The organism is Nocardiopsis metallicus, from assembly GCF_014201115.1.
GTDB classification, from domain to species: Bacteria; Actinomycetota; Actinomycetes; order Streptosporangiales; family Streptosporangiaceae; genus Nocardiopsis; species Nocardiopsis metallicus.
On the sequence record NZ_JACHDO010000001.1, the window covers coordinates 3,343,176 to 3,357,418 of the forward strand.

Consider the following 14,243-nt stretch of genomic DNA (forward strand, 5'->3'; position numbering starts at 1 on the left):
CGTCCCGTCAGGACACGCGGTCGATGAGCAGGGGTTCGGCCTTCCAGACCGCCGCGTCCTCGATGTCGAAGGCGCCCTCCAGGGCCAGGGCCGCGCGGTCGAAGCGCTCGGGCTCGTCTGCGTGCAGGGTGAACAGCGGCTCCCCCGTCTTGACCGCCTCACCCGGCTTGGCGTGCAGGGTCACCCCCGCGCCGAAGGACACCGCGTCCTCCTTGCGGGCCCGGCCCGCGCCCAGGCGCCAGGCGGCCAGGCCGACCTGGTAGGCGTCCAGCCTGGTCAGCACACCGTCGGCCGGGGCCAGGACCACGCGGCGCTCGGCGGCCTCGGGCAGGGGCGCGTCCGGGTCGCCGCCCTGGGCCCGGATGAGGTCCTTCCAGGCCTGGAGGGCGCTGCCGTCGCGCAGGGCCTCGGCCGGATCCTTCACGCCGTTCTCGCCCGGGGTCAGTCCGGTCGCGATCAGCATCTCCCGGGCCAGAGCCACGGTGAGCTCCACGACGTCGGCCGGGCCGCCGCCGGAGAGCACCTCCACGGCCTCGGCGACCTCCAGGGCGTTGCCGACCTGGCGGCCCAGCGGGGTGGCCATGTCGGTGAGCAGGGCGACCGTGCGCACGCCGTGGTCGTTGCCGATGTCCACCATGGTGCGGGCCAGTTCGCGGGCGGAGTCGGCGTCCTTCATGAAGGCCCCCGACCCCACCTTGACGTCCAGGACCAGGGCAGCGGTCCCCTCCGCGAGCTTCTTGCTCATGATGGACGCGGCGATCAGCGGGATGGACTCCACCGTGCCGGTGACGTCGCGCAGCGCGTAGAGCTTGCGGTCGGCCGGGGCCAGCCCGGATCCGGCCGCGCAGATCACGCCGCCGGTGTCGGTGATGACCTGACGCATCTCCTCGGTGGACAGCGAAGCCCGCCAGCCGGGGATGGACTCCAGTTTGTCGAGGGTGCCGCCGGTGTGGCCGAGCCCGCGCCCGGACAGCTGCGGGACGGCCGCGCCGCAGGCGGCGACGGTGGGGGTGAGCGGCAGGGTGATCTTGTCGCCGACCCCGCCGGTGGAGTGCTTGTCGGTGGTGGGCCGGGCCAGGTCGGAGAAGTCCAGCCGATCCCCCGAGGAGAGCATCGCCTCGGTCCAGCGGCTCACCTCGGCGCGGTCCATGCCGCGCAGGAAGATCGCCATCGCCAGCGCCGCCATCTGCTCCTCGGCCACCTCACCACGGGTGTAGGCCCCGATCACCCAGTCGATCTGCTCCGGGGTGAGCTTGCCCCCGTCGCGCTTGGCTCGGATGATCTCGATGACGTCCATGTCATGTCCCTTCCGTGGTGAGTAGCGATAAGAAAAGGCGTCTCCCCGGCCGCCGTGGTTCGGCGGCCGGGGAGACGCCAGTCGGTCAGGCCGGCCAGCAAGTCAGGCCAGGTTGTGCGGTCCGAAGGCCTGGGGCAGCACCCGCTCCATGGGCCAGATGCCCTCGGGTGTGTCCACCAGCAGCTCCGGTCCGCCGTGTTCGTACAGCAGCTGACGGCAGCGCCCGCACGGCATCAGGGTCTCACCCTGACCGTCCACGCAGGCGAAGGCGACCAGGCGCCCGCCCCCGGTGGCGTGCAACGCGCTGACCAGCCCGCACTCGGCGCACAGGGCCAGACCGTAGGAGGCGTTCTCCACGTTGCAGCCGCTCACGGTCCGGCCGTCGTCGACCAGCGCCGCCGCGCCCACCGGGTACTTCGAGTAGGGCGCGTAGGCGTTGGCCATCGCCTCACGGGCGGCCGTACGCAGGGCCGCCCAGTCCACGTCGAGGGGTGCGGTCATGACCTGCTCGCCCTCCACTGCTTACCGATCCCGGCGGGTGCGCGCAGCTTCTGGGAAGCCAACGAGAGCACCAGCAGGGTGGCGATGTGCGGGCTGTAGGTGGCCAGTTCACGCGGCAGCGAGTCGGTGCTGAAGTACCAGAACAGCAGGACGATCGCGGCGAGGAAGCCGGCCACCGCGATGCCCTTGCGGTCCTTGCGCACCTGCCACACGGCCACCACCAGCAGCACCACGGCCAGAAGCAGCAGCAGCGCGTGGATGGCCGCGCCACCGCCGCGCAGCTGGAGGGCGTCGGTGTAGCCGAACAGGGTCGCGCCCATGGCCAGACCGCCCGGTCGCCAGTTACCGAAGATCATCGCGGCCAGACCGATGTATCCGCGGCCGCCGGTCTGACCCTCCTGATAGATCTGCGAGGCGACGATCGCGAGGAACACGCCGCCCATGCCGGCCAGACCGCCGGAGATGACCACGGCGATGTACTTGAGCGTGTACACGGGCACACCGAGCGACTCGGCGGCGTCGGGGTTCTCACCGACCGAACGCAACCGCAGGCCGAAGGTGGTCTTCCAGAGCACCAGGTAGCTGATCGGGACCAGCAGGATGGCGATGAGGGTCAGCGCCGACATGCGGGTGGTGAGACCGATGACCAGCGCCGCGAAGTCACTGATGAGGAAGATTCCGCTCTGGGCCACCGGAGCGAGCGCCTCCGGCAGCCATGGAACCGTCAGCGTCGGGAACGACGGGGCCGACGGGGACTGGGCCGCGCCGGCGCCGGGGATGTCGGCGTAGACCAGGATCGACAGGTAGCGCATGGCGCCCAGGGCGAGGATGTTGATCGCCACACCGGACACGATGTGGTCCACCGCGAAGGTCACGGTGGCCACCGCGTGGATCAGACCGCCGAGCATGCCGCCCATGGTCCCGGCCAGCAGACCGATCCACGGGTTGTCGAAGCTCCACGCGAAGTAGGCGCCGAACCAGGTCCCGAAGATCATCATGCCTTCGAGACCGATGTTGATGATGCCCGCGCGTTCGGCCCACAGACCGCCGAGGGCGGCCAGACCGATCGGAACCGCGAAGGTCAGCGTGGTGCGGACGGTTCCCGCGTCGGTCAGCATGTCCTGGCCGGTGATGACCCGCAGGCCCGCCAGGGAGACGAAGACCGCCATCAGCAGGGTGAGGACGCGCCAGCGCGCCCACCCCTTGGGCCGGGACGGCTTGGCCACCGGCTCCATCACGTTGAGTTCCTGGCTCACTGTGCCTCCCCGCCGCGCTTGTCGTCGGTGCCGTCAGTGTCGGAACCGCCGGGGGTGCCGTTCGCATCCTCGGGGTTCTCGGCGGAACCGTGGTCCGGGCCGTTGCCGTGGGACACGGTCGCGGGCTCCGGGGTGGTCTCGGTGGTGCGACCGAGCTGCTTGCCGATCTGCTGCTGCTGGTAGCGGCGGCCCCAGCGGTGCACGATCTCGTAGACCACGACGACCGTGAGGACGATGGTGGCCTGCGCGATGACCGCGATCTCCTGCGGGATGCCGTCGAAGGGCAGAATGCCCGACGCCTGGGTCAGGAACGCCCAGAACAGGGAGGCGAACACGATACCCACGGGGTGGTTGCGGCCCAGCAGCGCGATCGCGATGCCGATGAAGCCGATCCCGACCGGGAAGTCCAGCGCGTAGTAGTGGGAACTGCCCAGCAACTGCGGCAGGCCCACGAGTCCGGCGACCATGCCCGAGAAGAGCATGGACAGGAAGACCATCTTCTTGACGTTCACACCGCTGGCCTCGGCCGCCGTCTTGGACTGGCCGGTGGCACGCAGCTCGAAACCGAACCGGGTGCGGTTGAGCATGAACCAGTAACCGATACCCACCGCGATGGACAGGAAGATCAGACCGTAGATCTCCCGCTCCGAGCCGAGGAAGGTCGCCGGGATACCGGGAACCCAACCGGACTCGGGGATGGGCGGGGTGCCGATGTTGTTGGTGCTGATCTCGACCGCGAGGCGGCCCTCGGTCAGCAGGTAGGCGGTGATACCCGTGGCGATCGCGTTGAGCATGATCGTGGAGATCACCTCGGACACGCCGCGGGCCACCTTGAGGTAACCGGCGATGGCCGCCCACGCACCGCCGACGGCGATGGCGGTGAGGATGACGACGAACTGGCTGAGCACCGGAGGCAGCACGAGGTAACCGCCCACGGCGGCGGCCATCAGCGCGGCCAGCCTGTACTGGCCGTCCACACCGATGTTGAACAGCTTCATCTTGAAGCCGATCGCCACGGCCACGGCGGCCAGGTAGTAGGTGGTGCTCTCGTTGATGATCTGCACCAGGCTGTTGGGCCGGGTGCCGTACTCCAGCATGCGGTCGAAGGTGGCCAGCGGCGGGATACCGCTGAAGTACAGCACGGCCGCGGTGACGCCGATCGCGATCACACCGGCCACCAGGACCGCGGCGAAGGACAGCGCCATCATCGCCGCCAGGCGGTGGAACAGCACGAAGGCCAGAACGGAACCGACGAGGGCGCCGAGTGCGGCGGCGACGGGTTCGAGCAGCTGCAGGTCCAGCACCCAGGAGGAGACCAGACCGCCCACGACCGCCAGGACCAGGGCCATCGGGACGACCAGGACGTTGTGGAGGGGCGTGCCCTCCTCCCTGGTCCCGTCGGCACCGACCCGGCTCTCGTCCGGGGTCATCGGTGCCAGCACCGCCACGAGCGCGAAGGCGAGCGTGACGCCGATGAGCAGCGCCGCCCAGTGCAGCAGGAACAGGTCCAGGGCGACGGTGGTCACGACACCCACGACGACGGCCAGGAGCATCACGATCGGTGCCGCGATGGTGCGGCCTGTGGTGTTACTCATGCGCCGCCCTCGCTCTCGTTCCGGTGGGCACCCTCAGCACCGCTGTCACCTTCTGTGTGCGCGTCCGCGCCGTCCAGTCCGGCACCGGTCATGGCGGAGCCGAGCTGTTCGGGGGTGACGCTGGTCGGGTCGGCCTCCGCGACCAGGCGGCCGCGCAGGATGACGTGGAGTGTGTCGGACATGCCGATGAGCTCGTCGAGGTCGGCGGAGACCAGCAGAACCGCCAGCCCGGCGGCGCGCGCCTCGCGCAGCTGCTCCCAGATGGCCGACTGCGCGCCCACGTCCACGCCGCGGGTGGGATGGGCGGCGACCAGGAAGCGCGGGGCACCGCTCATCTCCCGGCCGATGATGAACTTCTGCTGATTACCACCGGACAGCGCATCGGCGATGACGTCGATGTTGGGGGTGCGCACGTCGTACTCGGCGACGATGCGCTCGGAGTCGGCGCGGGCGCCGGTCCGGTTGATCAGTGCACCGTTGACGCTGGGCTTGCGGGTCTGGTGGCCCAGGATGCGGTTCTCCCACAGCGGGGACTCCAGCAGGATGCCGTGCCGGTGGCGGTCCTCGGGGATGTAGCCGACCCCGGCCTCGCGGAGGTGCAGCGTGGTCCAGCCGGTGGTGTCCCGACCCTCGAGGGAGATCGTGCCGGAGGCGATCCGGCGCATCCCCATGATGGCCTCGATCAGCTCGGACTGGCCGTTGCCCTCGACACCGGCGATGCCGACGATCTCGCCCTGACGAATGTCCAGGGTGATGTCATCGACGACGGGACGCCCCTCGGGGGAGTGCACGGTGACCCCGGTCATGGACAGGACGACGTGGTCGGTGACGGTGGACTCGCGCAGCTCGGGCACCGGCAGTTCACCGCCGACCATGAGTGTGGCCAGCTGGCGTGCGCTGGTGCTGCTCGGGTCGGCGGTGGCCACCGTGGTCCCGCGCCGGATCACGGTGATCTCGTCGGCGACCGACAGGACCTCGTCGAGCTTGTGCGAGATGAAGATGACCGTGAGGCCCTCGCGCTTGAGTTCGCGCAGGTTGTCGAAGAGCTCGTCGACCTCCTGCGGGACCAGGACGGCGGTGGGCTCGTCCAGGATGATGGTCTCGGCGCCGCGGTAGAGCACCTTGAGGATCTCCACGCGCTGGCGGTCGCCCACGCCCAGGTCCTCCATGAGGCGGTCGGGGTCGATCCCGAGCCCGTACTGTCCGGACAGCTCCAGGACGCGGGCCCGAGCCCTGCGGCCGATACCGTGCTTGCGCTCGGCGCCCAGGACGACGTTCTCGAGCACGGTGAGGTTGTCGGCCAGCATGAAGTGCTGGTGCACCATGCCGATGCCGTGCTTGATGGCGTCGGAGGGCGAGTTGAAGCGCACCTCTTGGCCGCGGATGTAGATGTGGCCCTCGTCCGGCTTGTGCATGCCGTACAGGGTCTTCATCAGCGTGGACTTACCCGCCCCGTTCTCGCCGACGATGGCGTGCACGGTACCGGGAGCCACGGTGATGTCGATGTCGTGGTTGGCCACGACGCCGGGAAAACGCTTGGTGATCCCGCGCAGCTCAACGGCAGCGGGTCCGTTCGACCCGCCGCCCGATGGCGTGCTGCTCATCAGACTCCTCTGTGGGAACTTGCGGCGGGGCGCGGCGGGCCTGGAATGGGCCACGGCCGGGACGCCTTCGTCGCGGTGCGGCTACCGGGTGGAGCCGAAGGGGCACTCCCCTTCGGCTCCGTTTTCGCGACGTCAGGTCACGACGCGGGCCCGGTGCCCGCGCTCCTGTGCTGTTTCCCGTGCCCGTTACGGCTGAGTGGGAACCTCGATGTCCCCATCGATGATCTGCTGCTTGAGCTCGTCCAGCTCCTCCTGGATGGGCTCGATGGCCTCCTCGTTGGAGGTGGTGTAGTCGACACCGCCCTCGCTGAGGTCGAAGCGCTGGATGCCGCCCTCGACGTTGCCGTCGACGGCCGCGCTGATCAGCTCGAAGACCGACACGTCGACCTGCTTGATCGCGGAGGTCAGGACGTACGGCTTCTGCTCGTCCTCGGCGTTCTCGTACTGGTCGCTGTCGACACCGATGAAGGTGAACTCGTTCTCGACGGCGGACTGGAGGATGCCGTTACCGGAGGCGCCGGCGGCGTGGTAGATGACGTCCGCGCCGCGGTCGTGCTGCGCCTGAGCGGCTTCACGGCCCTGGGCCGGGTCGTTGAAGCCGGAGAAGTCCGGCGGCTGGCTGAGGTAGTCGATCTCGACGTTGATGTCCTCGTTGACGTGCTCGACGCCCGCGACGAACCCGGCCTCGAACTTGCGGATCAGCGGGGTCTCGACGCCGCCGACGAAGCCGACGTGGTCCTCCTCGGTGGTCAGCGCCGCAGCGGCACCGGCCAGGAAGGATGCCTGTTCCTCGGCGAAGACCAGGCTGGTGACGTTGTCGATCTCTTCGATCTCGGAGTCGACGATCGCGAAGTCGACCTCCGGGTACTCGGGGGCGACAGACTGGACGGCCGCGTCGTAGGCGAACCCGACGGCGATGACGAGGTCGTAGCCCTCCTCGGCCATGGTGGCCAGGCGCTCTTCCTTGGCGGACTCGGCCTCACCGTCGGCGGGCTCGAAGTCCTGGGTCTCCACGCCCAGTTCCTCGGCGGCCTGCTCCAGACCCCGGTAAGCGGAGTCGTTGAAGGAGCGGTCGCCGCGGCCGCCGACGTCGTAGGCCAGACCGACCTTCAGTTCGGAGGCGGCCTCGCCGTCTCCCCCGCCGTTGCCGCCGGCGCCGTTGTCGTCGGCCGCGTTGTCACACGCGGTCAGAGCCAGCACGCCCGCCGCGGCGACCGCGGCGAACTTGGCTGCGTTGCTGCGCTTCACTAGAAAGTCTCCCCTTCGCCCTCTCAGCGGTCCGCATTCCGCGCGGAACCGACCTGAGTTCTGTTGCCGGACGATATCCGCTGGCCGAAAGTACACCTAACCAACGGACGGAGTTGTTATGAAGGCGAGAGCAGAGTGACACGGGGCCTTACTTGGAAGTTACCAAGAGCACACCGAATCTGGGCAACTAGCGGGCTATTCGCTGTTATTGGCCTCGCCCTCCCCACGGAAAACCAGCGCCGTGACCGTCCGTATCGTGATCTTCACTACTCTCAGCGGGCCCCACATCACCCCAACCGGTCTAGACCGGGCTAACCCACTTCGCCCCCCGGCCCCTCGGGTCCGGACCCCTTCACAGCACCCTCCCCGGCCCCTCCTACCGCTCTTGCCCCTCCTCGAGGAAGGCCGCCACGGCCTGCTTGAAGACCCTGGAGGAGACGGCGTTGGCGTGGTCCCGGCCGGGAATCTCCACAAAGGAGGCCCCGCAGCGTTCGGCGAGCTCCGCCGCGCCCTCGGCGACGGTGTCCTTGGCGCCCGAGACCAGGAGCATCGGGATGCCCTGGGGGCGCGGCTCCTCCTGGAAGGGGCGGGAGGCCTGTCCCCGGACACAGGCAGCCAGCGCCGCGGCGTCGTTGCCGGGCAGGGCGGCGACGGTGCGGTAGACGTGGTCGAACGGGCTGTCGCCCGCGCCGGGCTCGGCCGTGTCCAGACCGGCCAGGGCGTTGGCCGGGCCGAACCCGCCCAGGACCAGGCGGCGAACCCGGTCGGGTGCGGTGAGCGCGAGCTCCCAGGCCAGCCGGGACCCCATGGAGTAGCCGACCACGTCGACGCTGTTCACACCCAGGTCATCGAGCATCGCCAGGATGTCGGCGACGAAGTGTTCGGGCAGGTAGAGCCCGCTGTCGGTGGGCTTGTCACTGGCCCCGTGGCCGCGCAGGTCCGGGCCGATCACCCGGCGCCCGGCCGCCTCCAGCGCGCGCGGCCAGCCCGCGGCGCGCCAATTCATGTCGAAGTCGGTGCCGAAACCGTGCAACAGAAGCACCGGTACGGAGTCCGTCGGAGCGGGTGAAGGCAAATCCGTATAGCGCATTGTCACGTCTCCGACGAGATTCGCGGTCATGAATCCTTCCGTTTCTTATGCCGGGGGTGGGATTTGATCGAACAGACGAAGGCCCATTCAGATGTTTCTATAAACGGTGAGCCTGTTTGGCGTGTTCCGCTTGTGTCGACATCCGAACGGACCCTCGTCATTGGTGGGACCTTTGGCGTATCGGTTGGCACTCCGTGTCGGCGACCCGGAGGGAGCACAACCGGGTGACCGGGTCAGTCCGTCGGCGGCTTGAGCCGGACCCGGCGCTTGGGTTTGGCGTCCTCACTCGGGACCCGGCCGACGATCCCGGCCTGCGGGGCGCTCTCCTCGACCTGGACGGCGAAGGTCACCAGCGGGTCGCCGACCGGAACCACCTGCTCCTCCTCGGCGTGCAGCTCCACCACGCGCCCGGCCTTGGGCGAGGGGATGACCACGGCCGACTTGGTGGTCTCCACCTCCACCAGCGGGTCGTTGCGGCCGATGGTGTCCCCGACCGAGACCTGCCACTCCAGGACGGTGGCCTCGACCAGGCCTTCCCCCAGGTCAGGGAGGGTGAAGGTGATGTTCTCTTCTGCCATGTGGGCTAGTACTCCAGGGTTCGCTGGACCGCGAGCAGGACGCGGTCGATCGTCGGCAGGTACTGGGGCTCCAGCGGCCCCGCCGGGTAGGGGACGTCGAATCCGGTGACGCGCTGGACCGGGGCGGCCAGGTCACGGAAGCAGTTCTCGGTGATGAGGGTGGACACCTCGGCGCCGAGCCCGGCGGTGAGCGGGGCCTCGTGGACGACCACGGCGCGCTTGGTGCGGGCGACCGAGGCGGCCAGCCCGGCGGCGTCGATGGGCTTGAGCCAGCGCAGGTCCAGGACCTCCAGCTCGACCCCGTCCTCGGCGGCGAGCTCGGCGACCTGGAGGCACTTGTGCACCATCGCGCCCCAGGCGACGAGGGTGGCGTGGCGGCCGGGGCGCACGATCCGGCTGGTGCCGATGGGGTCCGTGGGCTCGCTGAGCTGGACCGGGCGGCGGTCCCAGTAGCGGGCCTTGGGCTCCATGAACACGACCGGGTCGTCGGAGCGCACCGACTGCAGCAGCAGGCTGTAGGCCTCGGCGGGATCGGCAGGGACGGCGACCTTCAGCCCGGGGGTGTGCGCGAAGAGGGCCTCGAGGCTCTCACCGTGGTGTTCGGGGGCCTGGATGCCGCCGAAGGAGGGCAGGCGCAGGGTGATCGGCATGGGTGCGGCGCCGCGGGTGCGGTAGTTCATGCGCGCCACCTGGTTGACGATCTGGTCGATGGCCGGATAAGCGAAGCCGTCGAACTGGAGCTCGGGGACGGGCCGCCAGCCGTTCATGGCCAGGCCGACCGCCATGCCCATGATGGCGGACTCGGCCAGCGGGGTGTCGAAGACGCGCTGGTCACCGAACTCCTTCTGGAGTCCGTCGGTGACGCGGAAGACCCCGCCGAGGGCGCCGACGTCCTCACCGAAGACCAGGACGTCGGGGTCCTCGGTGAGCAGGGTGTGCAGGGCCCGGTTGATCGCCTGCTGCATGGACAGCTCGACCGTGCGGGGCCCGACCGCGGTGTCGGCGTGCTCGTGCTCGATCAGCTCTGTCACAGCTCGACCTCTTCCTGCCAGGTGCGGTGCTGCCGGGTCAGCTCCTCGGTGGTCTCCCGGAAGACGTGCGTGAACAGCTCGGATCCGTCGGGTTCGGGTGCGTCGGCGACCCCGTCCCGGATCTGCTCGGCGCGCCGGGCGGCCTCGGCGTCGACGGTGGCGAAGAAGGCCTCGTCGGCGTGCCCGGCCTGGAGCATCGCGGTGCGCAGCAGGTCGATGGGGTCGCGTCGGCGCCAGCGGTCGGCGGCGGCCTCGTCGCGGTAGCGGCCGGGATCGTCGGAGGTGGAGTGGGGCTCGACGCGGTAGGTGAGCGCCTCGATGACGGTGGGGCCGCCGCCGGTACGGGCGCGCTGGACGGCCTCGGCCGTGGCCGCGTAGACCGCTCCGGCGTCGTTGCCGTCGACGAGGACGCCGGGCATCCCGTAGCCCTCGGCGCGCGCGGCGATGGAGCCGCCCGCGACCTGGCGTTCGTTGGGCACGGACAGGGCCCACTGGTTGTTCTGACAGAAGAAGACGACCGGTGCCGTGAAGACCCCGGCGAAGTTCATGGCCTCGTGTACATCGCCCTCGGAGCTGGCGCCGTCGCCGAAGTAGGCCATGGCCACACCCTGGTCACCGCGCAGTCTCTCGCCGACCGCCCAGCCGACGGCGTGCGGGACGGGTCCGCCGACCACGGCGTTGATGGCGCCGAAGCGCGAGCCCATGACGTCGTAGAGGCCGCCGTGCCACAGGGCGCGGTGGGTGGCCATGTAGCCGACCATCTCGACGCCGTAGGCCAGGGCGACGGCCATCTCGCGGTAGGTGGGGAAGACGAAGTCGCGGGCGGGGTCGAGCGCGGTGGCGCTGGCGACCTGCGCGGCCTCCTGGCCCCGGACGGAGACGTAGGCGGGGAAGACGCCCTGGCGCTGCAGGGCGATGGCCTCGGTGTCCAGGTCGCGCGCGGTGCGCATGTCGCGGTAGAGGCCGCGGGTCAGTTCGGGTGCCAGGTGCGCCACGGTGATGGCGCCCTGGCCCGTCGACTCTTCGGGTGGCATGTCGAGCGGCTCCCAACGTGGCCCTGCGCGCCGGGTGGCGCGGCCGGGGCTCGGGGTGGTCACGGTATGCCTTGATTCTCCGACTAACTGGACAGTTACGCTAGATATGTCCGAACAGTCGATACATCAGAGAACGAAGTGCCTCACCTCGTCCTCAGATGTCCAGGCCTGGACGCCTCACGCGAGGGAAAACGACACACAGCGCCAAACATCACGAATCGCCATCAACACCCTGCACACCGCAGGCCACCCGAGCGCTGCGATCCGAGCACGGGGAGTGCGCCCGGGAGGCAGGAGCGAGCACCTTCGCCAGCACCGCCCACAGGAGTCGTTGTATGTCTCCACAGATGCGACAAACATGACCGAAATAGGCCTTCAAGCGAGAATTTCTGACTGAATCAGGACAGTTCGGTGTAGTTACTGGCCGGTCGGGGAAACTCACGCTCCATCCCGTGCGTCAACCATGAGTACAGTCGGAACCCCTCCACCACACACCCGTTTGGCGGTTCGCACAAGAAGTACGGGCGCACCATCCCCTGATCCCCCACCCCGACCCCCACATCCGACGAACGTGCGCCCAGTATCTCGCCGACTGAGATTTCAATGGACGAAAACAACGTTTACCTGGTACTTCCTTAGCTCCCTGTCAAAGATGACAGCAAGGAGCTGAGCACTGCGACAAGAGCACACGAGGAGCACGCACATGGCCATGGGCGAACAGCGCAGGAGCGGCCGGCGGCCGGACTCGACCGACCAGACCATTCTGAGCGCGCTCGCCAAGGACGCTCGGACCGGCATCACGGAGATCGCCGCACTGGCCAACGTCTCCCGGGCCACCGCCTACAACCGGATCAAGCGGCTCACCGACGAGGGGGTCATCCGCGGCTACTCCGTGGTGACCGACCACTCCAAGATGGGCCTGGGCGTCACCGCGCTCGTGCTCATCTCGGGCAGTCAGCCCGACTGGCGGGCCAACCGGGAGATCCTCTCCTCCTACCCCGAGATCGAGTACTGCTGGTACGTCGTGGGATCGGCCGACATCGTCCTGCTGGTCCGCGTCGCCAACACCAACCAGCTGCGCGACCTGATCCTGAGCCGCCTCCAGTCCCTCCCCGGCGTGACGTCCACCCAGACGCTCACCGTCATCGACGAGGTCGTGCACCGGCCTGTCGTCGAGCCGTCCGAGGGGAGCGAGTGACCCCGCCCCTCCCCCGGATCATCCCCTGACCGCCACGGCGACCGACGCCATCAGTTCAGCCAGCAGTTCCGAACCGCGCGCGCGGATGGCAGCGACGTCGCCGTCAACCCCCAACACCACCTCGGCGTAGGCCTTCAGTTTGGGTTCGGTCCCCGAGGGGCGCAGCGTCACCCGCCCCCACACCCCGTCCCCCAGCTCGAAGCGCAGCGCGTCGGTCGGCGGCAGCCCTTCGCGACCGTCGGCGAAGTCGACGACCCCCGTCACCTTCAGGGGGCCGAACGCGGCGGGCGGTTCGGCGCGCAACCGCCGCATCGCCGCGGAGATCTCCGACAGGTCCTCCACCCGCACCGACAGCTGGTCGCTCAGGTGGAGGCCGTACTTACGGGCCTGGTCGTCGAGCAGGTCCACCAGGGTGCGCCCCCGGCTCTTGGCCTCGGCCGCCATCGACAGCGCCAGCAGCGCCGCGCTGATCCCGTCCTTGTCGGCCACCGGACGGCCCCGGTCACCGCCCGCGCAGTAGCCCAGCGCCTCCTCGTAGGAGAACACCCGCTTGTGCCCGGGAGCGCCCGCGCGGGCCAGCCACTTGAACCCGGTCAGGGTCTCCTCGTAGTGCACTCCCCGGTCCCGGGCGATCTTGCCGAGCAGGCTGGAGGAGACGATCGAGGTGGCCACCACCCGGTCGTCGCCGCTCGTGTGGTCGAGCACGTACTGGGCGAGCAGGCCGCCCACCTCGTTCCCGGTGAGCAGACCGTGCCCGGGAACCGCCAGCGCCAACCGGTCGGCGTCGGGGTCGTTGGCCACCACCAGGTCGGCCCCGCGGGTCCGGCCCGCGGCCAGGGCCAGGTCCATCGCCCCCGGCTCCTCCGGGTTGGGGAAGGCGACCGTGGGGAAGTCCGGGTCCGGCTCGAACTGCTCGGCCACCACGGCCGGAGCCGCGAAGCCGGCCCTTTCGACCGCCTCCATCAGCACCCGGCCGCCCACTCCGTGCATGGGCGTGTAGACCACCGAGAGGTCCCGGGGGCCCTCCGGCACCAGCGCGGTCACCGCGTCCAGGTACCCGGCGACCGCCTCGGGCCCCAGCACCGTCCAGTCCTCACCGAGCGGCAGCGCGCCGACCGGCCCCACCGCGTCGATGGCGGCGGAGATCTCGGTGTCCACCGGGGAGACGATCTGGGATCCCGCGTCGTCACCGGACCCGCCCACGTAGACCTTGTAGCCGTTGTCCTGGGGCGGGTTGTGACTGGCGGTCACCACGATCCCGGCGTCCGCGCCCAGCGCGCGCAGGGTGTGCGCCAGCACCGGCGTGGGCAGCGGTCCGGGCAGCAGGGACACCCGGTGCTCGGCACCGGTCAGTACCGCCGCGCTGTCCCGCGCGAAGTCCGCCGACCGGTGCCGGGCGTCGTAGCCGATCACCACGTGCCTGCCGCCTTCGCCCAGCCACGCACCGATCCCCGCGGCGGCGCGCATGACGACCACCCGGTTCATCCGGTTGGGTCCGGCCCCCAGCGCACCGCGCAACCCCGCCGTACCGAACTCCAGCCGAGCGGCGAAACGATCGGTGAGGTCGGCCAGGGCCTGCCCGTCCCCGACCTCCACCCTGGCCAGCAGGGCGCCCAGTTCTCCCCTGGTCGCGGGGTCGGGGTCCTGGTCCAGCCATTCCCGGGCCTGGCTGAGGAGGGCGGAGTCGAGCATGGGGAGGTCCTTTCCGAATGACGAGTCCGGATGGCGAGCCACCGGGGGTGTTCTTTCCCGTTCGACCGCCGGGGAGGGTGCTGCAAGACGAGACAAGCCGCTAGCGAGGAACGAGCCAG

The 14,243-nt window shown here is 69.7% G+C and carries 12 protein-coding genes; 1 reads left to right on the forward strand and 11 read right to left on the reverse strand.

From position 1 onward, the window contains the following. Positions 1–7: 7 nt before the first annotated feature. From HNR07_RS14490 to HNR07_RS14535, 10 genes are all read right to left on the reverse strand, one after another. Entirely contained in the window at positions 8–1,297 is a 1,290-nt protein-coding gene (locus HNR07_RS14490) for a thymidine phosphorylase (RefSeq protein ID WP_184365451.1), read from the reverse strand. Between the two features lie 102 nt (positions 1,298–1,399). Further along, on the reverse strand, positions 1,400–1,816 hold the full coding sequence (locus HNR07_RS14495) for a cytidine deaminase (RefSeq protein ID WP_184365452.1): 417 nt from the start codon (positions 1,814–1,816) through the stop codon (positions 1,400–1,402). Continuing rightward, positions 1,795–3,054: an ABC transporter permease gene (locus HNR07_RS14500; protein WP_184365453.1), complete on the reverse strand. Its 1,260-nt coding sequence runs from the start codon at positions 3,052–3,054 to the stop codon at positions 1,795–1,797. Before HNR07_RS14500 ends, HNR07_RS14495 begins: the two co-directional genes overlap by 22 nt. After that, complete coding sequence (locus tag HNR07_RS14505; protein ID WP_184365454.1) at positions 3,051–4,649, reverse strand: ABC transporter permease; 1,599 nt, start codon at positions 4,647–4,649, stop codon at positions 3,051–3,053. The genes HNR07_RS14500 and HNR07_RS14505 overlap by 4 nt, the downstream gene beginning before the upstream one ends. Then, complete coding sequence (locus tag HNR07_RS14510; RefSeq protein ID WP_184365455.1) at positions 4,646–6,253, reverse strand: ABC transporter ATP-binding protein; 1,608 nt, start codon at positions 6,251–6,253, stop codon at positions 4,646–4,648. The genes HNR07_RS14505 and HNR07_RS14510 overlap by 4 nt, the downstream gene beginning before the upstream one ends. A gap of 186 nt (positions 6,254–6,439) precedes the next feature. Further along, complete coding sequence (locus HNR07_RS14515; RefSeq protein WP_184365456.1) at positions 6,440–7,501, reverse strand: BMP family lipoprotein; 1,062 nt, start codon at positions 7,499–7,501, stop codon at positions 6,440–6,442. Between the two features lie 376 nt (positions 7,502–7,877). Further along, positions 7,878–8,621, reverse strand: a complete 744-nt coding sequence (locus HNR07_RS14520; protein WP_184365457.1) for an alpha/beta fold hydrolase — start codon at positions 8,619–8,621, stop codon at positions 7,878–7,880. Between the two features lie 203 nt (positions 8,622–8,824). After that, entirely contained in the window at positions 8,825–9,169 is a 345-nt protein-coding gene (locus HNR07_RS14525) for a biotin/lipoyl-containing protein (protein ID WP_184365458.1), read from the reverse strand. A 5-nt stretch (positions 9,170–9,174) separates the two neighbouring features. After that, complete coding sequence (locus HNR07_RS14530; RefSeq protein ID WP_184365459.1) at positions 9,175–10,200, reverse strand: alpha-ketoacid dehydrogenase subunit beta; 1,026 nt, start codon at positions 10,198–10,200, stop codon at positions 9,175–9,177. Beyond that, complete coding sequence (locus tag HNR07_RS14535) at positions 10,197–11,234, reverse strand: thiamine pyrophosphate-dependent dehydrogenase E1 component subunit alpha (RefSeq protein ID WP_184365460.1); 1,038 nt, start codon at positions 11,232–11,234, stop codon at positions 10,197–10,199. The genes HNR07_RS14530 and HNR07_RS14535 overlap by 4 nt, the downstream gene beginning before the upstream one ends. A 703-nt stretch (positions 11,235–11,937) precedes the next feature. On the opposite strand from HNR07_RS14535, the gene HNR07_RS14540 reads away from it, so the two are divergent. Further along, positions 11,938–12,432, forward strand: coding sequence for an Lrp/AsnC family transcriptional regulator (locus HNR07_RS14540; RefSeq protein WP_017581567.1), 495 nt, complete (start codon positions 11,938–11,940; stop codon positions 12,430–12,432). 18 nt (positions 12,433–12,450) lie between these two features. Here HNR07_RS14540 and HNR07_RS14545 read toward each other — a convergent pair whose 3' ends face one another. Further along, positions 12,451–14,124: a phospho-sugar mutase gene (locus tag HNR07_RS14545; protein ID WP_184365461.1), complete on the reverse strand. Its 1,674-nt coding sequence runs from the start codon at positions 14,122–14,124 to the stop codon at positions 12,451–12,453. Between the last annotated feature and the right edge of the window lie 119 nt (positions 14,125–14,243).